Raw genomic sequence first — 21,442 nt, 5'->3', positions numbered from 1 at the left:
AAGGTCGGCAATTGCCCAGTAAAATTTGACGTGCCCTTGACGAATCCGGGTGCCCTCGGCGGAGCCGCGTGACCCGTGACCCGGTGGGCGCCCCGGGCCGCACACCCCCTTCCACGGTCCGCCTCCGTGGCGCCGCACGCTCAGCCGAGCAGCGCCCTTCCGTACCAGTCGTGCCGGTCGCGCACCCCCGGCAGCGCGTAGAAGTAGCCGCCGCCGAACGGCGAGATGTAGTCGGTCAGCGGCTCCCCGGCGAGCCGCTTCTGCACGGCCTTGAACTGCCGGTCGAGGTCCTGCTGGTACGCGCAGAACAGCAGCCCCATGTCGAGGTTGCCGTTGGCGTCCGTGCCGAGGTCGTAGTTGTACGAGCGGCGCAGTATGCGGCTGCGGTCGGTGGCCGTGGTGCGCGGGTTGGCCATCCGGATGTGGCTGTCGAGCGGGATCACGTCGCCCTTGGGGTCGAGCGGGTAGCGCGGTGTGTCCTTCTCGTGGTCGCCGTCGAGCGGGGCGCCGGTGTCGCGGTTGCGGCCGAACATCCGCTCCTGCTCGGTGCGCGAGACCCGGTCCCAGAACTCCACCAGCATCCTGATGAGACGGAACGCCTGGTAGCTCCCGCCGGTGGCCCAGGCGGGCTCGCCGTCGCCCGCGTCCACCCACACCAGCCTGCCCATCTCGCGGGCGTCGCCGGTGTCGGGGTTGGCGGTGCCGTCCATGAAGCCCATGTGGTTGCGGGGGGTGCCGGAGGGCCGCGGCGGCGAGGAGAAGCCGTCGAGCCGCCAGCGGACCTGCATACCGCCCCGGGTGTTCCTCGCGACGTCGCGCAGCGCGTGCAGCACGGTGTCGCGGTCGTCGGCGCAGAACTGCACGCTGAGGTCGCCCCCGCACCACTTCGGGTCGAGGTCGTCGTCGGGGAACGGGTCCATCGCGGTCAGCCGCCGCGGCCGGTGCGCCGCGAGCCCGTACCGGTCGTCGAAGAGGGACGCGCCCGCGCCCACCGTCACCATGAGGCCCCCGGCGGGCACCTCGGGGCCGAGGGTGCCCGAGTCGGTGGGCGGCGCGGTGATGCCCGCGCTCTGCGGGGCGCCGCCGGTGGTGAGGAAGCGCGCCCGCTCGGTCAGCGTCTTCAGCAGGTCGCCGAGTTCGCCGCGGTCCCGCGCGGTGACGTCGAAGGAGACCACCGCGGTGGCGCGGCAGGGCCCGGCGAGGATGCCCGGCTGGTGGGTGCCGTGGAAGGCGACGCGTCTGTCCGGGTCCTCGCCGTCGGTGGCGGCGCCCGCGGCGTCGGAGACGACGAGCCCCGCACTCGCCGCGGTCCCGGCCGCCGCGGCGCCCTGGAGGAAACGCCGCCGGGTGCCGCCCCGCCCGGTGCGGGGGCCGGGGTCCCCTGCGGGGAGGCGGGTGCTGTCCGTCCTGTCCATGGAACTGCTCTCCGTGCTCGCGTGCGTCGTGGTGGCGGGGGCGGCGGCCGCTGCTGCGCGGCGCGCGGGCCCGGCGGTGGCGGGTTCTTCCGGGCGGCGCGCGGTCACGCGGTCCTCCGGGTGTCGCAGATCGCCGCGACGTCCGCCAGGCGCTCCACGAGGTCGCCGAGGTCGGCGTTGACCCGCGCACGCCGGGCGGCGGAGAGCTTGTCGAGCGGGGTCCAGTGCCCGTGGTCCCGCTGGGCGTCGAGGGTGCTGCGGGCCCGGTCCATCGCGGTGTCCAGGTCCTTCAGGTGCGGCATACGGGACTTGAGCAGGGGCCGCAGCCGGGTCATCACGGCCTCGGTGCCGTCGAGGTTGGCGCGGGCGGTGGCGAGGTTGCTGCCGCTGCCGAAGTCGGTGCGCCCGTTCAGCTCGAACTGGACGGTGTTCTCCAGGATCTCGTGCGCGCGCAGCCCCAGGTCGAGCGGGTCCATCCGCTGCCCGGACCAGTCGTCGCGCAGCCCTTTGGCGTCCTTGGAGAGCTGGTCGGCGTACGGCCGCAGGGCGGCGGCGGACTCGCCGTGCCACAGCCCCCGCTCGATGCGGTGGAAGCCGGTGAAGCCGGGGTCGTCGACGCCCTTCGGCAGGCCCGCGTCGGTGCCGTTGATGGCGCCGTCGGCGTCCCCGAAGGTGCCGTAGGCGGCGCCGAGGCGCTCGTACTGGAGGTGGGCGGGCAGCCAGGCGTCCCGGGCGGCGCCGAGGTCGCCCGAGCGCACCGCGTCGCGCAGCGCGTCCACCTTCTTCACCAGGTCGGACATCTGGCCGCCGACCCACTTCTGGTAGCCGAGCGTCGGCGGGATCAGATCGTGCTGGGTGACCGGGAGCGCCGCGGGGCCCGAGGCGCCGTGGCCGCCCTTGATGTGGACGACGGGCCCGTTGATCGCCGCGGCGTCGTCGGGCAGGCAGCGGAAGCGGTACGAGCCGTCCCCGAGGGTGGCCCGCAGGGTCCTGGTGGTGCCGGGCGCGAGCCCCTCCACCTCGCCGTACACCGCGCCGGTGGAGGAGTCGACGAGGTACACCTCGGCGGTGCGGTCGGCGGTGTTGCGCAGGCCGAAGTCCTGGGCGCCCGGGTGGGGGTCGTCCCAGCCCTTGCCGCAGCCCGCCAGGGACACCTCGATCCGGGTCTCGCCCGGCGCGGAGGTGTCGGCCGAGCCGTCCCCGCCCGAGGTCAGGGACACGGCGGCGGCCACACCCCCGACCAGGACGAGCGCCCCCGCGACGGCCGCCGCGCGGCGTCCGCGGAACCATCGGCCGCCCGGTGTGCCCCCGGAGTCCGGTGTGTCCCCGGAGTCGGCCCGCACCATGTGGATCTCCCTCTTCCGTACCGCTGCCGCACCGCAGAAACACGGCGGGCGGTGCGAATGGTAGACGCCGGAAGGTGAACGGAGACCGCTTTCCGGATGATTCGCGGGTGGCCTTCACATGTTCTGTCGCCGGGCGCGGGGCGTTCCGTCACCGGGCGCCGGACCGCGGCACCGCCGCGGCGGCGCGGGCTCAGGGGCGGGCCGAGTGCTCAGGGGTGGGCCGGGTGCGGCCAGGACGGCATGGTGCCGGCGATCTGGCAGGTGACGATGTACAGGAGGATGGGCGAGGTGTAGGGAGAGTCGCCGTCCGGCCTGTGCACGAGCCGGGGCCGTGGCCCCGACGGCACGTACGCGTCCACCGAGTACGTGGTGGACTCGGGCCAGGCGATGTCGATATGGGAGCCCGCGGGCACGATCCACCACCACAGCTCGCCGAGCGAGAAGACACACCCCGCGCGCGACGGCGAGAGGCGCCGCATCACCCGCGCCGCGTCGTCCTGGGGGATGCCGACCGCGTCGTAACCCAGCGCGGCGGGGGCGCCCTGCGGCAGCGGCAGCCGTTCGCGGTGGCGTCCGCGCCTGCGCGCCGCGGTCGCCGTGGCCTTGTTCAGGGGGGACATTGCTGCCGGTTCACGGGTCATGTCGCTCGGCGTTCTCGGCGGTGACCGCCGTGTGGGGGCCGGGGGGACGCGGCCGGGCGCGCTGCCCCGGCCGCCGTGGCGGGCTCCCGTGCCGCGGCCAGCTCGGCCCACACGGTGCGGCCGGTGCCGCGGGGGCACTCCCGTACCCCCCAGGCCCGGCTCAGCTCGCCGACCAGTGCGAGTCCCCTGCCGCTCACGCCACCCGGGGTGGGGGCGCGGCGGTGCGGGGTGGTGGGGCCCGGGACCTGGTCGGTCACCTCCACGCGCACCAGGTCGCCCCGGGCGCGCAGCCGGCACTCCACCTCGGTGCTCGGGGTGTGCGCGATGACGTTGGTGACAAGCTCCGACACGACCAGGACGGCGTCGTCCCCCACCTCGCTGGGCACCTCCCAGGCGGCCAGTACCTCGCGCACGGCCCCGCGGGCGGTGCGCACCAGGGAGGCGGCGGCGGGCATCCGCAGCAGATGGGTGCGGTCCGTCCGGTGCGCGGCGCCCGCGCACACGGATGCTTCGGCGGTCTCGTTCATGAGCGGCGGCCTAGGTCGGAGTGGGTGGGGGTGCCACGTCGGTTCGCCTTTCGTCCGCGCCGTACGTCCGGGAGGACGCCGATCGTGCGTCGCCCCGCCCCGCCGCGTGGATGCGCGGGGTCCACCGCCCACTCGCGCCATGCCCGGGTGCCGCCCCGCCTCAACGCCCGTACGGCCAGGGGCCGTTCGGCGCCGGTGGGGCGTCCGCCGCCAGTGGTGGCAGTGAGTTCACTGTGTCACCTGCTCGGTGCACTCTGCAAGAGGTAAGTTGAAAATTGCAAAGTGCCGGATGCATGCTGCTCATTACATGCGGGCCATGGCAGACTGCGCCTGCGCGGCCCATGGGCGGTGCTCCCGTGGCGATTCGGCGAGGCTCCGTGCCGATCCGCGAGGACACGCCCCCGGGGCGGCGGAGGGTCCGACGAGACGAGGGGGGAGCAGGGCGGTGGCGGACGAGACCCGGTGGGACAACGCGCCCTCCGCCCTGCGCATGATCCTTGGCAGACGCCTCGAAGAGCTGCGCAGGCGCGCCGGGCTGACCTTCGAGCAGGCCGGGGAGGCGATCGGGGTCAGCCACTCGACGATCCGCCGCCTGGAGGCCGCCAAGGTCGGCCGGCTGCGCCTCGCCGACGTGGAGAAGCTGCTCCAGACGTACGGGGTGGACGACCGCGAGGAGGTCGACACCTTCCTGCGCTCCGCCCGCGAGGCCAACAAGCGCGGCTGGTGGCACGGTTACCGCGACGTGATGCCCGACTGGTTCGAGGCGTACCTCAACCTGGAGCAGGCCGCCCTCCATATCCGCGCCTACGAGCAGCAGTTCATCCACGGGCTGCTCCAGACCCGCGAGTACGCGCGCGCTCTGCTCACCGCGGGAAACCCGCACGCCCCCTCCGACGACATCGAGCGGATGGTCGAACTGCGGCTGCGCCGCCAGGAACTGCTGCGCCGTCAGTCGCCCCCGCTGCTGTGGGTGGTGATGGACGAGACCGTGCTGCGCTGGCCGGTCGGCGGCCCCAAGGTGATGCGCGCGCAGCTCGACCACCTCATGGAGGTCAGCTCGGGCCCCCGGGTGCGGTTGCAGGTGATGCCGTTCGCGGGCGGCCCCCACCCGGGCATGCGCGCCGGGTCCTTCCACCTCTTCAGGTTCGAGGCCAGGGAGCTGCCGGAGATCGTCTATCTGGGCGGCCTCGTCGGCTCGGTCTATCTGGACCAGCAGAGCGACGTGGTGGTGTACCGCGAGACGCTGGACCGCATCGGCGCCCAGTCGGTGCCCGCCACCAGGACAAGGAACGTACTCGGCGCGATCCGGAAGGAGCTGTAGTGCACCGTCATGTGCGGGACGGCAGGGATCTCGGGGCCCACGGCTGGCGCAAGCCCTGGAGCGACGACGCCGGGGGCGCCTGCCTTGAGGTGAAGCGCCTCGGCGACGGGCACGTGGCCATGCGCCAGTCGACCGACCCCGGCGGGCCCGCGCTCATCCTCACCGCGGTGGAGATGGCGCGGTTCGTCAGCGGGGTGAAGGCGGGCGAGGCGGACGGGCTGCTGTCCTGACCGGTGCCGCCGGCACCAGCAGCGACACCGGGCGGCAGCGACAGCGAATGAAGAAGGGGAGGGGCGGCGTTGCGCGACAACGGATGGCCCGCTGATCGGATCGACACCCAGCACGCGCACTCGGCGCGTGTCTACGACTACATCCTGGGCGGCAGGGACCACTACCCCGTCGACCAGGAGGCGGGCGACGCGGCGGTGCGCGAGTGGCCCGCGATGCGGGTCGCGTTCCGCGCCAACCGCGACTTCATGAACCGGGTGGTGCGCCATCTGGCCGAGAAGGAGGGCATCCGCCAGTTCCTCGACATCGGGACCGGCATACCGACCCAGCCCAACCTGCACGAGATCGCACAGGAGGTCAGCCCGGACGCCCGGGTCCTCTACGTCGACAACGACCCCATCGTGCTCACCCTCTCCCAGGGCCTGCTGGCGAGCACCCCCGAGGGCAGGACCGCCTATGTCGAGGGCGACATCCGCGAGCCCGACGCCATCCTGAACGCGCCGGAGCTTGCCGACACCCTCGACCTCGGCAAGCCCGTCGGCCTCACCGTGATCGGCCTCGTGCAGTTCATGCTGGACGAGGACGACGCCTGCGGTCTTGTCCGCAGGCTCCTCGCGCCGCTGCCCTCCGGCAGCTTCCTCGCCATGTCGATCGTCACGGCCGACATGGCGCCCGAGGTCGCGGACGTGGGCCGCCAGTACACCGCCCACGGCATGACCACCAGGCTGCGCACCAGGGCGGAGGCCGCCGAGTTCTTCACCGGCCTCGACATGGTCGAGCCCGGCATCGTCCCCGTGCACCGCTGGCGCCCCGACCCGGCGGTCGCCCCGTCGATCAGGGACGAGGACATCGCGGCCTACGGGGCGCTGGCGCGCAAGCCCTGACGGGCCGCCAGGTACCGGGAGGGGGCGGCGACACGGGCGGGGAGCATGCCGCCGCCCCCGCCCACCGGCAGCGCCCGTACGGTGCCTGACGCGCCGTCAGCCGCGGTCCGCGGTCGCCCGGGTGCCGTCCCCGAAGCGCTCGCGCACCAGTGCGTACGACCTGACCCGGTCGGCGAACGCGTACACCGGGGTGGTCAGCATCAGCTCGTCCGCGCCGGTGGCGGCGGCGAGTTCGCCGAGCCTGGCCGCCACCTCCCCGGGACCGCCGACGGCCTGCTGCGCCCTGAACCCGGCGAGTACCGCGCGCTCCTCGGGTGTGAACACATGCTCCGCGGCGTCCTTCGGCGTCGGGAACGGGCTGTCGCTCACCCCCTTCAGCAGCCCCGCCCTGATCACGTCCATCGGACCGGCCAGGAACTCGGCCTCCGCGCGCGTGGGCGCGCACACCGTCTCCACGCACACCAGCGCCCGGGGCCGCTCGCACCACCGCGACGCGGTGAAGCGGGACCGGTAACGCTCCAGCACGGCAAGGGTGTTGTCGGGCCTGATGTGGTGGGCCACCGCGACCGGCAGCCCCAGCTCCCCGGCCAGCGCGGCGCCCGCGGTGCTCGACGCCAGCAGCCACGGCTCTGGCGGGGTGCCGAGCGCCACCTCCGCCACCAGGAAGCGCAGGGTGTCCGCCACCGCCGTCCGGTAGCCGTCGTCGGTGAGGGGCCCCGCGGCGCCGCGCAGCGCCCGCGCGGTGGCCTCGTCGAAGGTGCCGGGCCCCCTGCCGATGCCCAGGTCGACCCGGCCGCCGTGCAGCGCCGCGAGCGTCCCGAACTGCTCGGCGAGCATCAGCGGCGCGTGGCTCGGCGCCAGTACCCCGCCCGAGCCCACCCGGAGCGCGGAGGTGGCCGCCGCGGCGTGCGCGGCGAGCACCACCGGGGGGAACGCGCCGATGGCGGGGGAGTGGTGGTGCTCGGCGTACCAGAGCCTGCGGTAGCCGAGCCGGTCGAGCCGCGCGGCGAAGGGGGCGGTGTCCCGCAGGGTGTCCACGGCGCGGGCGCCGGCCTGGATCGCGGCCACTTCCAGCGCGGAGAGGGGTACGTCGCTCATCCGGCCAGCATAGGGAGCCGGTCCTGGCACACCCCACGGCGACGGCCGCCCCCCCGGGTGGCGCACCCCGGCGGCGACCACCATCCTCGGCAGCACCGGGGCCGCGGCGGCCGGGTACGGGGAGCGCGGCATCCGGGTCAACGCGCTGGTGTCCGGCGCCACCGGCACCGGGATGACCGACGCGGCGGTGCGTCAGATGCCCGTACGGGACGAGGCGTTCGTCGCCCCGCAGATCCAGAAGCGGATGGCGGAGCCGCGCGAGACCGCGGAGGCCGCGGTGTGGCTGTGCAGCGACCGCGCCCCGTGCGTCACCGGCGTCGCGAAGCCCGTGGATGGCGGCATCTCCCTCCAGGCGAAGGCGGGTTGACCAACTCCCGCCTCAGGCAACGTCGTTCGCCCCGGGAGCCGCGTACCGCGCCGTGAACGCGTACCGGCCCGAGCGCAGCGCCACCCTGATACCGCCCGGATACGTCCCGAGCCCGGCGACACCCCCGGCGGCCGCCCACGGCAGGCCGCCCTCGTGCACCGACTCGGTCTCGTCGGTGGGCAGTTCGAGCGTGGCCTCGCTGCCGGGCGGCACCCGTACCTCCACCGTGAGCGTGCCGTCCGCGAGCGACCACCCGCACGCCGCCTCGCCCCGCGGGGTCTCCTGCCGCGCGCTCGCCGAGGTGAGCAGCCCGCCGGGGGTGGGCCGCAGCAGCAGCCGGCGGTACGCGCTCGACGCCGGGTCCTGGTCGAGCCCCGCCACCCTGCCGTACAGCCAGTCCCCGACGGAGCCGAGGCTGTAGTGGTTGAACGAGTTCATCTCCGGGGCCTGGAAGCCCCCCTCGGGGGTCCAGCCGTCCCACCGCTCCCAGATGGTGGTGGCGCCGTGCAGCAGCGAGAACCCCCAGGACGGGTACGCGGTCTGGTGCAGCAGCGCGTACGCCAGGTCCGCCCTGCCGCACTCGGTGAGGACTGGGCACAGCAGCGCCACCCCCGCGAAGCCGGTGGTCAGACGGTTGCCCCTGGCCTCCACATCGGCCGCGAGCCGGGCCGCCGCCCGCCCGGCCAGCTCCTCGGTGAGCAGCCCGAAGGCGAGTGCCACCAGATAGCCGGTCTGGGTCTCGCCCGCGACCCGCCCCCGCCCGTCCACATACGCCTCGCGGAACGCCGCCGCGACACGTCCGCGCAGCGCGTGGAAGCGCTCCGCGTCCCCGGCCCGCCCCAGCACCTCCGCCGCCCGTGCCACGAGATCGCAACTGTGCGCGAAGTACGCGGTGGCCAGCACGTCCTTGCGGGTCTCCGCGTCCACCTGGAGCCAGTCGCCGTAGTTGTTGCCGGTGCGGCGGGTCCACAGCAGGTCGGGGTTGTGCCGGTGGATGTGCTCGACCCAGGCCGCCATCGCGGGGAAGCAGCACTCCAGGGCCCGGAGGTCGCCGTAGGCACGGTAGAGGTGCCAGGGGATGATGACGCCCGCGTCGCCCCAGGCGGGCGCGGCCTCCCGGTAGGTGCTCAGCAGCGGCGCCACGTCGCGGAAGGCGCCGTCCTCGTCCTGGCCGTGCAGCACGTCGGGCAGCCAGCGCGCGAAGAACGCGGAGACGTCGCGGTTGCGGGAGGCGGTCGGGGCGAAGATCTGCGCGTCCGCGAGCCAGCCGAGCCGCTCGTCGCGCTGCGGGCAGTCGGTGGGCACCGAGAGGAAGTTGCCGCGCTGCCCCCGGACGATGTTGCCCTGGAGCCGGCCCACGAGCGCGTCCGAGCAGGCGAACTCGCCCGCCTCCGGGGTGTCGCTGCCCAGCACCCTCGCGGTGATGTCCGCGGGATCGAGGTCCCCCGGGTACCCCGACACCTCCGCGTACCGGAAGCCGTGCACGGTGAACCGGGGCTCGAACACCTCGGGGCCGCCGCCGCGCGCCGTGTAGCGGTCGGTGGCCTCGGCCCGCCGCAGGTTCTCCGTGTACGGCTCCCCGCCCTCAAGCACCTCGGCGTGCCGCAGCGTCACCGTGTCGCCCGCGCCCGCGCCGCGCACGGTCAGCCTGACCCGGCCCACCAGGTTCTCGCCGAAGTCCACGACGAGCTGCCCAGGACCCAGCGAGGAGACGCCCACCGGCGCCACCTCCCGCAGCACACGCACCGGCGGCCCGGTCTCCGCGCGCACCGTCGACAGGTCCCGGTCGGCGACCAGTACCGGCCGGAAGCCGCCGACGCCGCCCTCGGGCGCCGCCCACCCCGAGAGCGCGCGGCGGGCGGCGCCGTCGACGTGCTCGCCCATCAGCAGGTCGGCGTACTGCGTGTCGCCCGGGCGCTCCTCCCACCGCCCGTCCGTGGTCAGCACGGTGCGCCCGCCGTCCGGCATGTCGAGCACCAGCCACGCCGCGAGCCGGGGCGCGGCCCCGTAGTGCCGGCCGCCGCGCAGCGCGTCGAAGCCCACGTAGCCGCAGAACCAGCCGTCGCCCAGCACCGCGCCCAGCGTGTTGGGGCCCGCCGCGAGCAGCCCGGTGACGTCATGGCCCCGGTACAGCGTGCGCAGCGCGTACTCCGTCCAGCCGGGCGCCAGCTCCTCGTCGCCGACCCGAACCCCGTTGAGGTGCAGCTCGTACAGGCCGCGCGCGGTCGCGAACAGCCGCGCCCGGCGCGGCGCCTCGTCGAGCCGGAAGGCGCGCCGCAGCAGCCGGGGCCCGGCGAGCGAGGACGTGGCGCGGCTGCGGTCGCTCACCGTCGGCGGGCCCGCCTCCGGCGCGAGCAGCGGGTCGGCGCCGATCCACGCCGCGCCGTCGAAGCCGTCGAGCCCCCGCAGACCGGTCTCGAACCAGGACTCCGCCTCCGCGGCGGCGCCGGTGTCGTCCCACACGGTGACCCGCCAGCGGTAGGTGGCGGCGGGCCGCAGCGTGGCGCCCCCGTAGGGGACGAACACCTCGGCGGGGTAGGGGAGTTGACCGGTGTCCCAGACGGGCGCGTGCCCGGGGGCCGACTCGTGGACCTCGACACGGAAGGCGGCCGGGGCGGCGCCCCTGCGCCGGGACCGCAGCCGCCAGGAGAACCGCGGCTCGCGGTCGTCGACCTCGCGCGGCCGCTCCCGCTGCTCCACCGCGAGGGCGTACGGCTCCACGGCGTTGCCGGTGGCGTCCGCGCCCGAGGTGTCCTGTGTCATCGCCGCCCTTCCCCGGAGGCCCGAGGCCGGGCCCGTGAACACCACGGGCACCACGAGCACCCCCCGCACCGCATCGTAGGTGGCGGCCCGGCACGCCGGAAGGGTGCGGCGGCCACCCGCACACCACTGCTCGGTACGGGACCCGTACCGAGCAGTGCCGGGAAAACCGGATGCCGCGCGGCGGCCGGATGCGTATGGTGGAAAGGTCCCGGGCGCGGAGCCCGGGGCCACCCGGGACACAGCGCCGGGCACGCCGGGTGACAGCGAGCGAGCAGGGAGAAGACCCGTGGCGGGTGACGACGACATCTCGGGATGATTCCCGGCCTGTCGGGCCACCGGTGAGCGCACTGGCGCCGCCGAAGTGGCCGGTTCGTCATTCCCCCCGCCCCGTGTGACCACCGCCCGCGCCGGTCGTGGCCCGTCCGCGCGCCCTCACTCCCGCCGAGGTCCTCCGCATGTCCGACGCCTTCATCGTCTGCTCAGGGCTGTCCTTCTCCTGGCCCGACGCCACCCCCGTCTTCCGCGACCTGTCCTTCTCCGTCGGCGGCGGCCGCACCGGCCTCGTCGCGCCGAACGGCGCGGGCAAGAGCACGCTGCTCCGGCTGATCGCGGGGGAGTACCGTCCGGCCCGCGGCTCCCTCACCGTCACCGGCACCCCCGGATACCTGCCGCAGACCCTGCCGCTGACCGGTGACATGACCGTCGCCGAGGTGCTGGGCATCGCGCCCGTGCTGCGCGCGCTCGACGCCATCGAGTCGGGCGACACCGACGAGCGGCACTTCACCACCATCGGCGACGACTGGGACGTCGAGGAGCGCACCCGCGCCCAGCTCGCCCGCCTCGGCCTCGGCGAGCTGTCCCTCACCCGCCGCCTCGACACCCTCAGCGGTGGCCGCATCGTCTCCCTCGGCCTCGCCGCGCAACTGCTCAAGCGGCCCTCGGTGCTCCTGCTCGACGAGCCCACCAACAACCTCGACACCGACGCGCGCCGGGCCCTCTACGACGTCCTCGACACCTTCGACAGCCGCCACGGCTGCCTGCTCCTGGTCAGCCACGACCGCGAACTGCTCGACCGCGTCGACCGCATCGCCGAACTCGACTCCGGCGAACTGCGCTTCCACGGCGGCGACTTCACCGCGTACGAGGAGGCACTGCGGGGCGAGCGGGCCGCCGCCGAGCGCACCGTGCGGCACGCGGAGCAGGAGGTCAAGCGGGAGAAGCGGGAGATGCAGCAGGCCCGCGAGCGCGCCGCGCGCCGCCAGAACCAGGCCGCGCGCAACGTCTCCAACGCCGGGCTCCCGAAGATCCTGGCGGGCGCCCGCAAGCGCCGCGCCCAGGAGTCGGCCGGCAGGGCGGACGAGACCCACGGCTCCCGGGTCGATGCCGCGCGGGCGCGGCTCGACGAGGCGGGGCGCGCCGTGCGCGACGACGACGCGCTCGCCCTCGACCTGCCCGCCACCAGGGTCCCCGCGGGACGCACCGTCTTCAGCGGCGCGCGGATGCGGGTCAGCCTCGGCGAGCGCCCCGTCTTCGCCGGCCAGGGCGTCGACCTCACCATCCGCGGCCCCGAGCGGATCGCCCTCACCGGATCCAACGGCGCCGGGAAGTCCACCCTGCTGCGGCTCCTCAGCGGCGCCCTCACCCCCGAGGAGGGGGCCGAGGTGCGGCGCGCCGAGGGCCGCGTCGCCCAGCTCTCCCAGCGCCTCGACCTGCTCGACCCCGACATGACCGTCGCCGGGAGCCTGGCCGCCGCCGCGCCCGCGATGCCCGAGGCCGAGCGCATGAACCTGCTCGCCCGCTTCCTCTTCCGCGGGCAGCGCACCCGGCTGCGGATCGGGGCGCTCTCCGGGGGCGAGCTGCTGCGCGCCACCCTCGCCTGCGTGCTCTTCGCACAGCCGGCGCCCCAGCTCCTGCTGCTCGACGAGCCCACCAACAACCTCGACCTGCCGGGCGTCGCCAGGCTCGAAGGGGCGCTCCTCGCCTACCAGGGCGCGTTCGTGGTGGTCAGCCATGACGAGCGGTTCCTGCGCGAGATCGGCGTGGACCGCAGGCTCAGGCTCGACGACGGCCGCCTCACCGACCTCGGCGCACCGTGACGGGCGCCCGGGCCCCGGTACGGGCGGGGCGGGCGATGCCGGCGGGGCGGGGGCCCCGGCCGCGCCGCCCCGCCACGCCTTCCACGGGCGGTCTTGGACGAACACGCCCTCGACCGTGTACTCTCCGCCCCCGGTCCGACCGACCCAGAGCGACCGTTTGAGCGATTCCGGCCCACCCAGGCCGACGCCGCCCAACCCGCCCCATCCCGGCCCACACCGCCCAACACCGGGCAGTGCCGGTCGATATCGGACGCCACGCGCATCAATCGGGCCGACTCCGGGCAAAACCGCCCCTGTCGGCCCTCTCGCGCCGTCGCTTTCCGGCCGACCCCGGCCGGGCGGCTCCGAGCGGTACGGCGAGCCGCCTTCGGGCCGCGAACGCGGCGCGTGAGGATCGGTCGTCCCTTCCTGACTCTTGCCTTTCGGACCCCCGCGCCGGAAGATCACATTCCGGACGTGTGACCATGGTGTTCGCGCGCAGGGCCGGTATTCACCCGCGGTTCGGTGAGACGTACTCCGACGTTAAGGTCAAAGGGTGGGAACCATTACCATCCCGTTAAGGTTGACTTCTTGACGCAAGCGGGACCTCGGAGTTGGCTTTCAGGCGGGCCGGGGGGTTAGAAATCCGCCGAAACGCCCAGAAAAGGGGAGGCGTAACAGGTGATGACGCGAATAAGAGGGGCGGCCGTCGGCGCGGCGGTCTGTGCCCTCACCCTCCCGGTGGCGGGATGCGGGACGCTCACGGGCTCCGACGACGACTCGGGTCCCAGCGCCACCAAGGGGGACGACGTCACCATCGGACTGCTCCTGCCCGAGCAGGAGACCGGCCGGTACGAGAAGTTCGACCACCCGGTCATCAAGAGCCAGATCGCCTCCCTGACCCACGACAAGGGCACCCTGGTCTACGCCAACGCCAAGGGCAGCGCCCCGAAGCAGAACGCCCAGCTCGACAACATGGTCGCCGACAAGGTCGACGCGATCATCGTCGACGCGGTCAACTACAAGACCATCGCCTCCTCGATCAAGAAGGCGAAGGACGCGGGCATCCCCGTGATCGCCTACGACCGCCTCGCCGACGGGCCCGTCGACAGCTACGTCACCTTCGACGGGCAGCAGGTGGGTCAGGTGCAGGGGCAGGAGCTGCTCGAAGGTATCGGTGGCAAGGCCGACAAGGACACCAATGTCGTGATGATGAACGGCTCGCCCGACGACCCCAACACCGCCCTCTTCAAGGACGGCGCCCTCACCGAGCTGCGCGGCCACGTCAAGATCGCCAGGTCGTACGACATCCAGGGCTGGAAGCCGCAGACCGCCGCCGCCAAGATCAAGGAGGCGGTCGACGCCCTCGGCGCCGACAAGATCGCGGGTGTCTACAGCGCCAACGACGGCATGGCGGGCGGCATCATCCAGGCCCTGAAGGACGCGGGCGTCACCGACCTCCCCCCGGTCACGGGGCAGGACGCGGAACTCGCCGCCGTCCAGCGGATCGTCGCCGGTGACCAGTACATGAGCGTGTACAAGCCCTACCCCGAGGAGGCCGCCACCGCGGCCGAGATGGCCGTCAAGGTCTCCCAGGGCCGCATGATCGAGTACGAGGCGCTGGCGCTCGACAAGACCGACAGCGCCACCAAGCACGACATCCGCACCCACCTCATCCCGGTGCAGGCGCTGACCCGCAAGACCATCAAGTCCACGGTGATCGCCGACAAGATCTACAAGGTCGGCGACATCTGCACCGGCGACTACGTTGCGGCCTGCAAGTCCATCGGCCTGACGGACTGACACCCCGCAGCCCCGGCCCCTCCGCCACCGGGGGCGTTCCCACGCGCGCAGGCGGGGTTTCCTCAAGGCCGCGGGGGCCACGGGACTCGTCGGCCCCGCCGCCGCGCTCACCACCGCGGCCCCGCCGAGGCCGCACCCGCATCCGCTACCGGGACCGTGGACGCCGGGGCCCAGAGCCACGCAATGCCTCCGTACCCCACTCCCGGACGGCCGTTCGCCGCCCATGTCCCCGGAAGGCGCCTACAAGTGGGTCGAGATCACCACCGACGACCGCACCCTGACGCCCGATCAGACGCCCGATCACCTCGACGCGCTCCGCGAGGTGATCGCCCACCCCGGGCCGGACGACATGGTCACCGCCACGACCGGCGGCACCGGGGCGCAGGGCACCGCCGCCGCCGCGCTAGCCGCCACCTCGACGGCACCTGGCAGGAGAGCGTCACCCCGACCGTCTTCTACCCGCTGTTCGCGGGCATCGCCACCGAGGAGCGCGCCCACGTCCTCGTCGAGCGGCACCTCCTCGACCCGAAGCGCTTCTGGGGCCCCTACGTCGTCCCCAGCGTCGCCCGCGACGACCCCGCGTACTGCTCGGGCGGCACCGTGCACCCCGGCCGACTCCTGGACCGGGAACGGCTGGTTCCCCGAGTCCTTCGGCCCGGAGCCGGGCCAGCGCGTCATGGGCTCCGCCGTCGACACCGCCTGGCGCACCTACTCCTGGTCCAACGCGATGCCCGTGCAGGGCCTGCACGAGCTGATCTCCGACAACCCCTGGGACGGCGACCCGGCGGCGCTGATGTTCGGCACCCTCACCCTGCCCGGCACCAACAGCGTCGACAACGTACGGCTGCGCGGCCACACCTACGCCGTCTCCGCGGGCCCGCACCGCACCACCCTCGCCAGGGACGGCCGCACCCACGTCCGCCTCTGACCCCACCCCCTCACGGCCGTCCCCGGCGCCCCCGTACGCCCGAGGACCCGAACGGCGTCCGGCACCGCGAATCACCGTCCCCGGCACGGCGGAAGCGGCGGTCGGCACCCTCCCCACCGCGGCGGAACGGCCGCCCCGCGGCCGCCCGGCACCGCGTTCCGGCGCCGGGCGGCCGCGCCGATTCGGCGTAACTCCGGGGAAATCCGGCCGGTCTTTCGGAGAAACCCGCCGTTCCTACGCTCCGGCGGCATCGGAAGAACACCCCGGACACGGCCAGGTTTCCCTGTGCGGTGTCATGGGCCGGACGCTTCGAAGGTGCGGCGGCGGCACATGCCACACGGTCCGCGGAATTCCCGCCGGAGGCCGTTTGTGACTGGCTATCTGATCAAAAGAACCCTCTCCGCGATTCCCATTCTCATCGGTGTCTCGATCGTGGTCTTCATCATGATCAAGATAATTCCCGGCGACCCGGTGGCGAGCCTGCTCGGGCCCACGAGCACACCCGCGCAGCGCGCCGCCCTCACCGCGCGACTCGGCCTCGACCAGCCCCTGCCCGTCCAGTACTGCCAGTGGATCTGGCACGTGCTCCAGGGCGACCTCGGCACCTCCATCGCCAAGCAGACCCCCGTCGGGCCGCTCGTGGTCTCCGCGTTCGAGAACACCGTCATCCTCACCGTGTTCGCCGCCGCGCTCGCCTTCACCGGCGGCGTCGCACTCGGCGCGGTGGCCGCGCTGCGCCGCGGCCGGATCGCCGCGACGATCAGCGACCTCGTCTCGCTCGTCTCGATCTCGGTGCCGCAGTACTCGATCAGCCTGCTGCTCATCATCTACGTCGCCGCGACCACCCACTGGTTTCCCACCTCGGGCATGTTCAACGCGATCGACGGCGGCACCTGGGGAGACCTGGCCCGGCACATCGTCCTCCCCGCAATCGCCGCCGCACTGGTGCCGATGGGGATCATCGCCCGCATGTTCAGGGCCACCGTCACCGACGTGATGAGCATGGACTTCATCGACGCGCTGCGCTCCCGCGGCCTCACGGAACGCGGCATACTCCGCCACGCCTTCCACAACACCCTGCCGACCCTGCTCACCATCGCGGGACTCCAACTCGGCTATCTGCTCGGGGGCGTCATCTTCATCGAGACGGTGTTCAGCTGGCCGGGCGCCGGACTGCTCGTCTACCAGTCCATCGCCCAGCGCGACCTGCCCGTCATCCAGGCCGGGGTCATCGTCTCCGCGCTCGCCTTCGTCCTCGTCAACATCGTCGTCGACAGCCTCCAGGCCGCCGTCGACCCCCGCGTCCGCGCCTGACCGCGCCCCCACGCGCTCCCACGCGCCCCAAGGACACCAGTGAGCCCCAAGGACACCAGTGAAAGGAGGCGCCGTGTCCGCCGCCGCCGAAACCCCCGACGCGCTCGCCCCGGTCGAGGACGACCCCGCGCGGGCCGCCACATCCCGCAGGAGGCTCCCCACCCCCGCGAAGACCGCCGCCGTGGTCGTCGCCCTGGTCGCGCTCGCCGCGCTCTGCGCCCCGTTGCTCGCCCCGTACCCGCCCACCGTCGGCGTCCTCGACGACCGGCTCGCCCCCATCGGCTCGCCAGGACACCTCCTCGGCACCGACGGGCAGGGCCGCGACATCCTCAGCCGGCTGCTCTACGGCGCCAGGCCCTCCCTGCTCACCGGACTCGTCCCTGTGGCCGTCTCCGGCTCCCTCGGCACCTGCCTCGGCCTGGTCGCGGGCCTCGGCAGCCGCCTCACCAGGGGCGCCGTGATGCGGGTGCTCGACGTCTTCTACGCCTTCCCCGCCGTCCTGCTCGCCATCGCCATCGCCGCCGCGCTCGGCCCCGGCGTCTCCAACTCCGTCATCGCGCTCTCGGTCATCCTCGTCCCACCGGTGGCCCGCGTCGCCGAGGCCGAGACCGCCCGGGTGCGCTCCGCGGACTTCGTGGAGGCCGCCCGCGCCTCCGGCGCGTCGAGGACCACCCTCGCCGTCCGCCAGGTACTGCCGAACATCGCCCCCGGCGTCCTCGTCTACTGCACCACCCTCATCGGCCTGTCCATCGTCTCCGCCGCCGGGCTCAGCTTCCTCGGCCTCGGCATCTCCCCGCCCGCCCCCGAGTGGGGCCTGATGCTCAGCGACCTCCAGCAGTACATCTTCACCGAGCCCCGGCTGCTGCTCGTCCCCGTCGCCGTGATCCTCGTCGTCTCCGTCGCCTTCAACGTCCTCGGCGACGGACTGCGCGCCGCCCTCAACGTCCGATTGGATACGGCATGACCGACGCCACCACGTCCCGGGCGGCGCACCACCGCCCCCCGGAGCAGGCCACCGACCCCGTGGGCGCGCCCCCGGCGCTGCGCGTGCGCGACCTCGGCACCCGCTTCCGTACCGCTTCGGGCGCCGAGGTGCAGGCGGTGCGCTCGGTCAGCTTCGAGGTGAACCACGGCGAGACCCTGGTCCTGCTCGGCGAGAGCGGCAGCGGCAAGTCCGTCACCGCGCGCTCCGTGCTGCGCCTGCACGGCCCGCGCGCCGTCGTCACCGGCGAGGTCACCGTCGGCGGCGAGTCGCTGCTGACGCTCGACGCCGCCGGGATGCGCCGGGTGCGCGGCTCCCGGGTGGCGCTCGTCCCCCAGGACCCCACCGCCGCGCTCGACCCGCTGCGCCGCGTCGGGCGCCAGCTCGCCGAGGTGCTCACCCTGCACGGCGCCGTCGGCTCCCGCCGTGCCGCCCGCGAGCGCGCCCACGAACTGCTGGGGCTCGTCGGCATCCCCGACCCCGCGCGCGCCTACCGCTCCTTCCCCCACGAGATGTCGGGCGGTATGCGCCAGCGCGTGGTGATCGCCATCGGCATCAGTTGCGACCCCTCCGTCCTCATCGCCGACGAGCCCACCACCGCCCTCGACGTCACCGTCCAGGCGCAGATCCTCGACCTCTTCGCCGACCTCGGGCGCCGCACCTCCACCGCCCTGCTGATGGTCACCCACGACGTCCTGGTGGCCTCCGACACCGCCGACACCGTCGCGGTGATGTACGCGGGCGCCATCGTGGAGACAGGACCCGCACGCCAGGTGCTGACGGCGCCGCGGCACCCCTACACCCGGGCACTCCTCGGCGCGCTGCCCACCCGGGGCACCCCGCGCGGCGCCCTGGCGTCCATCCCGGGCGCCCCGCCCGTCGCCGGGCAGCACTTCACCGGCTGCGCCTTCGCCGACCGCTGCGCCCTCGTCACCGACGACTGCCGTACGAGCCCGCCGCCGCTGCGCGAGGTGGCCCCACGGCACCGCGCGGCCTGCCCCGTCCTCAACCCCGGCCCCGCGCCCGGGCCACCCCCCGGGGCGAGCGCGAACGAGCACACGGAGACGGACACGAAGACGGAGACGGAGACGGAGGCCGCGATATGACCGATCCACTCCTCGACGCCGTCGACCTGGTGAAGACCTTCCCCGGCGGGGTGCGCGCCGTGGACTCCGTCAGCCTGACCGTCGCCAGGGGCGAGACCGTGGGCCTCGTGGGCGAGTCAGGCTGCGGCAAGTCGACGACCGCGAAGCTGCTGCTGCGCCTGCTCGCCCCCGACTCGGGCACCGTGCGCTTCGACGGCGCCGACCTCGCCGCCGCCCGCGGCAGGCGGCTGCGGGAGCTGCGCAGACGGCTCCAGGTCGTGCCGCAGAACCCGGGGACCTCCCTCAACCCCCGGCTGACGGTGCGCCGTTCCATCGAGTTCAACCTCCGGGTGCACGGCTTCCCGCGCGACGGGCGGCGGCGCCTGGTGTCCGAGCTGATGGACCGGGTCGGCCTCGCCGGGCGGCACGCGGACGCCTTCCCGCACGAGCTGTCGGGCGGCCAGCTCCAGCGCGCCGCGATCGCCCGCGCCCTCGCCACCGGACCCGACCTGGTGGTCTGCGACGAGGCGGTGTCCGCGCTCGACAAGTCGGTCCAGGCCCATGTGCTCAACCTGCTCGCCGAGTTGCAGCGCGACCTCGGCGTCGCCTACCTCTTCATCTCCCACGACCTGTCCGTGGTGGAGCACATCAGCGACCGGGTCGTCGTGATGTACCTCGGACGCGTCGTGGAGGAGGGCGACGCGTCCGACATCTGGGGCGCGCCCGCGCACCCGTACACCAGGACCCTGCTGTCGGCCGCGCCCGGCGAGGGCCGACAGCGCATCCGCCTCCAGGGCGATCCGCCCAACCCGGCCGCCCCGCCCCCGGGTTGCTCCTTCCACACCCGCTGCCCCGACGCCTTCGACCGCTGCGGCACCGAGCGGCCCACCCTGCTCACGGTCGGCCGCGCCCACAACGCGGCCTGCTGGGCGACCGCGACACCGACCCGGACCCGGACGCAGCCCCAGACCGCGGCAGCGGCAGCGGACCGGAAGGCGGTGACCGCGCCATGAAGGCCCCTCAACTCCCGGCGGACACCGGCGCGAACGCCCCGACCCGCCGCCGACTGCTCACTGGCGCGGGCGCGTCGGCCGCCGCGGGACTGCTCGCCGGATGCGTGCCGGGCGCCCAGGGCGCGTCGGGGGTGGTGCCGGGCGCCTCCTCCGACAACGTCCTCGTCATCGCCATGACCGCGTCCGACATCCCCATCCTCGACACCGGCCTCAGCTCCAACCAGGGCTACGAGGGCACCCGCTTCGTCGGCAACCAGCTCTGGGACGGGCTCACCCGCTTCGACCTGACCTCGGCGGAGCAGATCCCGCCCGTGGTGCCGGGCCTCGCCACCCGCTGGACCCGCGCGGGCAACGGGGAGGACTGGACGTTCACCCTCCGCGAGGGCGTCACCTTCCACGACGGCACCCCCTTCGACGCCGACGCCGTGCTCTTCAACTTCGACCGCTACCTCAACAAGTCGAGCCCCCACTTCTACCCGGAGCTGAACTCCCAGGCGGGCCTGGCGATCAGCGGCATCAGGAGCGTCACCAGGACGGGCCCGATGGAGATCCGCGTCAGCACCGAGGGCCCGCTCTCCTACCTGCCGTCCAACCTCACCACCGTGCTGCTCGCCAGCCCCACCGCCGTGCGGAAGTACGGCAACAAGGGCTTCCAGAAGCACCCCGTCGGCACCGGCCCGTTCCGCTTCCACAGCGTGGCCCGCGGCAGACAGCTCGTCCTGCGCGCCAACCCGGACTACTGGAACGGCGCCCCCAGGTCCGCGTACGTGGTGCTCCAGCCCATCCCCGACGCCACCGCCAGGGTCGCCGCGCTGCGCGCCGGGCAGGTGCACTGGATCGAGGTGCCGCCGCCCGACGACGTGCCCCAGCTCGCGAAGGAGGGCTACCAGGTCCTCACCAACAGCTACGACCATGTCTGGCCCTGGATCATCGACACCACGAGGAAGCCCTTCGACGACGTCCGGGTGCGCCGCGCCATGAACTACGCGGTGGACAGGGAGGGTTTGATACGCAACGTGCTCCAGGGCACCGCCGACCCCGCCTACCAGGCCGTGGCCCGCGCCAACACCGCGTACCGTCCCGCGAACGACCTCTACCGCCACGACCCGGCGAGAGCACGGCAGTTGCTCCGCGAGGCGGGCCGTCCGCACGGCTTCTCCGCCACCCTGTCGTACCCCACAAGCGGCTCCGGGAACATGGTGCCAGGACCCATGAACGAGGCCCTTCAGCAGAACCTCGCCGAGGTCGGCATCAAGGTGAAACTGGAGCCCGTCGAGTGGGCCTCGATGATCTCCAGCTACTACGCGGGCCGGATTCCCGGCGGCGCCGACATGATCAACATCAGCCTGACGATGCAGCAGGAGGGCTTCTGGGCGAGCTTCTTCGGCGGTGACAGCCCGCTGAACGTGAGCCGTCTGCGCAACCCCCGGGTCGACGCCCTCTTCCGGCGGGCCAGGGCCGCCTTCGACGACGCGGAGCGCGCCGGCATCTACGCCGAGGCGGCCCGGCTCATCACCGACGACGCCCCCTGGGTGTTCATCGTCGACGACCGCAACCCCCGCGCGCTGCTCGGCAGCGTGAAGGGCTTCGTGGAGCCCAGGTCGTGGTTCTGCGACCTCACCACCGTCCACCTGGCCTGAACGGCCCCACCG

At 73.7% G+C, this 21,442-nt stretch carries 18 protein-coding genes; 12 read left to right on the top strand and 6 right to left on the bottom strand.

Annotated elements, in window-relative coordinates:
* Window positions 1–140: 140 nt before the first annotated feature.
* From efeB to ACIBIW_RS11230, 4 genes are all read right to left on the bottom strand, one after another.
* Entirely contained in the window at window positions 141–1,523 is a 1,383-nt protein-coding gene (gene efeB / locus ACIBIW_RS11245; protein ID WP_399334461.1) for an iron uptake transporter deferrochelatase/peroxidase subunit, read from the bottom strand.
* Entirely contained in the window at window positions 1,520–2,761 is a 1,242-nt protein-coding gene (locus ACIBIW_RS11240) for an EfeM/EfeO family lipoprotein (protein ID WP_399334459.1), read from the bottom strand. Before ACIBIW_RS11240 ends, efeB begins: the two co-directional genes overlap by 4 nt.
* Window positions 2,762–2,970: 209 nt before the next feature.
* Entirely contained in the window at window positions 2,971–3,381 is a 411-nt protein-coding gene (locus ACIBIW_RS11235; RefSeq protein WP_399334457.1) for a hypothetical protein, read from the bottom strand.
* Window positions 3,382–3,398: 17 nt separating this feature from the next.
* Entirely contained in the window at window positions 3,399–3,929 is a 531-nt protein-coding gene (locus tag ACIBIW_RS11230) for an ATP-binding protein (RefSeq protein WP_399334455.1), read from the bottom strand.
* Window positions 3,930–4,374: 445 nt separating this feature from the next.
* On the opposite strand from ACIBIW_RS11230, the gene ACIBIW_RS11225 reads away from it, so the two are divergent.
* The 3 genes from ACIBIW_RS11225 (at window position 4,375) to ACIBIW_RS11215 (ending at window position 6,362) form a co-directional block, all read left to right on the top strand.
* Complete coding sequence (locus tag ACIBIW_RS11225) at window positions 4,375–5,250, top strand: helix-turn-helix domain-containing protein (protein ID WP_399334453.1); 876 nt, start codon at window positions 4,375–4,377, stop codon at window positions 5,248–5,250.
* The gene (locus ACIBIW_RS11220; protein ID WP_399334451.1) at window positions 5,250–5,480 is read left to right on the top strand and encodes a DUF397 domain-containing protein; all 231 of its coding nucleotides are present in this window, start codon (window positions 5,250–5,252) and stop codon (window positions 5,478–5,480) included. Before ACIBIW_RS11225 ends, ACIBIW_RS11220 begins: the two co-directional genes overlap by 1 nt.
* A 69-nt stretch (window positions 5,481–5,549) precedes the next feature.
* The gene (locus ACIBIW_RS11215; RefSeq protein ID WP_399334449.1) at window positions 5,550–6,362 is read left to right on the top strand and encodes an SAM-dependent methyltransferase; all 813 of its coding nucleotides are present in this window, start codon (window positions 5,550–5,552) and stop codon (window positions 6,360–6,362) included.
* A 96-nt stretch (window positions 6,363–6,458) separates the two neighbouring features.
* On the opposite strand, the gene ACIBIW_RS11210 is transcribed toward ACIBIW_RS11215, so the two are convergent.
* Window positions 6,459–7,460 carry an MsnO8 family LLM class oxidoreductase gene (locus ACIBIW_RS11210; RefSeq protein WP_399334447.1) on the bottom strand — a complete coding sequence of 334 codons (1,002 nt, stop codon included), beginning with the start codon at window positions 7,458–7,460 and terminating at the stop codon, window positions 6,459–6,461.
* 82 nt (window positions 7,461–7,542) lie between these two features.
* Here ACIBIW_RS11210 and ACIBIW_RS11205 point away from each other — a divergent pair, with 82 nt between their 5' ends.
* Window positions 7,543–7,827, top strand: coding sequence for an SDR family oxidoreductase (locus tag ACIBIW_RS11205; RefSeq protein WP_399334864.1), 285 nt, complete (start codon window positions 7,543–7,545; stop codon window positions 7,825–7,827).
* A 12-nt stretch (window positions 7,828–7,839) separates the two neighbouring features.
* On the opposite strand, the gene ACIBIW_RS11200 is transcribed toward ACIBIW_RS11205, so the two are convergent.
* Window positions 7,840–10,590 (bottom strand): family 78 glycoside hydrolase catalytic domain, encoded by a 2,751-nt coding sequence (locus tag ACIBIW_RS11200; protein WP_399334445.1) that lies wholly within the window; start codon window positions 10,588–10,590, stop codon window positions 7,840–7,842.
* Window positions 10,591–11,045: 455 nt separating this feature from the next.
* On the opposite strand from ACIBIW_RS11200, the gene ACIBIW_RS11195 reads away from it, so the two are divergent.
* The 8 genes from ACIBIW_RS11195 to ACIBIW_RS11160 all read left to right on the top strand — a co-directional run bounded on the left by ACIBIW_RS11195 (window position 11,046) and on the right by ACIBIW_RS11160 (window position 21,430).
* Window positions 11,046–12,686, top strand: coding sequence for an ABC-F family ATP-binding cassette domain-containing protein (locus ACIBIW_RS11195; RefSeq protein ID WP_399334443.1), 1,641 nt, complete (start codon window positions 11,046–11,048; stop codon window positions 12,684–12,686).
* A gap of 663 nt (window positions 12,687–13,349) precedes the next feature.
* Window positions 13,350–14,468 (top strand): sugar ABC transporter substrate-binding protein, encoded by a 1,119-nt coding sequence (locus ACIBIW_RS11190; RefSeq protein WP_399334441.1) that lies wholly within the window; start codon window positions 13,350–13,352, stop codon window positions 14,466–14,468.
* Window positions 14,469–14,651: 183 nt separating this feature from the next.
* On the top strand, window positions 14,652–15,587 hold the full coding sequence (locus ACIBIW_RS11185; protein WP_399334862.1) for an MGH1-like glycoside hydrolase domain-containing protein: 936 nt from the start codon (window positions 14,652–14,654) through the stop codon (window positions 15,585–15,587).
* A 178-nt stretch (window positions 15,588–15,765) separates the two neighbouring features.
* Entirely contained in the window at window positions 15,766–16,710 is a 945-nt protein-coding gene (locus ACIBIW_RS11180) for an ABC transporter permease (RefSeq protein ID WP_399334439.1), read from the top strand.
* 73 nt (window positions 16,711–16,783) lie between these two features.
* Entirely contained in the window at window positions 16,784–17,674 is an 891-nt protein-coding gene (locus ACIBIW_RS11175; protein ID WP_399334437.1) for an ABC transporter permease, read from the top strand.
* A complete protein-coding gene (locus ACIBIW_RS11170; RefSeq protein WP_399334434.1) occupies window positions 17,671–18,798 on the top strand; it encodes an ABC transporter ATP-binding protein in 1,128 nt (375 codons plus the stop codon). Before ACIBIW_RS11175 ends, ACIBIW_RS11170 begins: the two co-directional genes overlap by 4 nt.
* The gene (locus tag ACIBIW_RS11165) at window positions 18,795–19,790 is read left to right on the top strand and encodes an ABC transporter ATP-binding protein (protein ID WP_399334432.1); all 996 of its coding nucleotides are present in this window, start codon (window positions 18,795–18,797) and stop codon (window positions 19,788–19,790) included. Before ACIBIW_RS11170 ends, ACIBIW_RS11165 begins: the two co-directional genes overlap by 4 nt.
* On the top strand, window positions 19,787–21,430 hold the full coding sequence (locus ACIBIW_RS11160) for an ABC transporter substrate-binding protein (RefSeq protein WP_399334430.1): 1,644 nt from the start codon (window positions 19,787–19,789) through the stop codon (window positions 21,428–21,430). Before ACIBIW_RS11165 ends, ACIBIW_RS11160 begins: the two co-directional genes overlap by 4 nt.
* The last annotated feature ends 12 nt before the right edge of the window (window positions 21,431–21,442 follow it).

Origin of the sequence: Streptomyces sp. NPDC050560, from assembly GCF_044457285.1 — a bacterium.
GTDB lineage: Bacteria > Actinomycetota > Actinomycetes > Streptomycetales > Streptomycetaceae > Streptomyces.
This window is presented reverse-complemented; position numbering and strand designations above follow the sequence as displayed.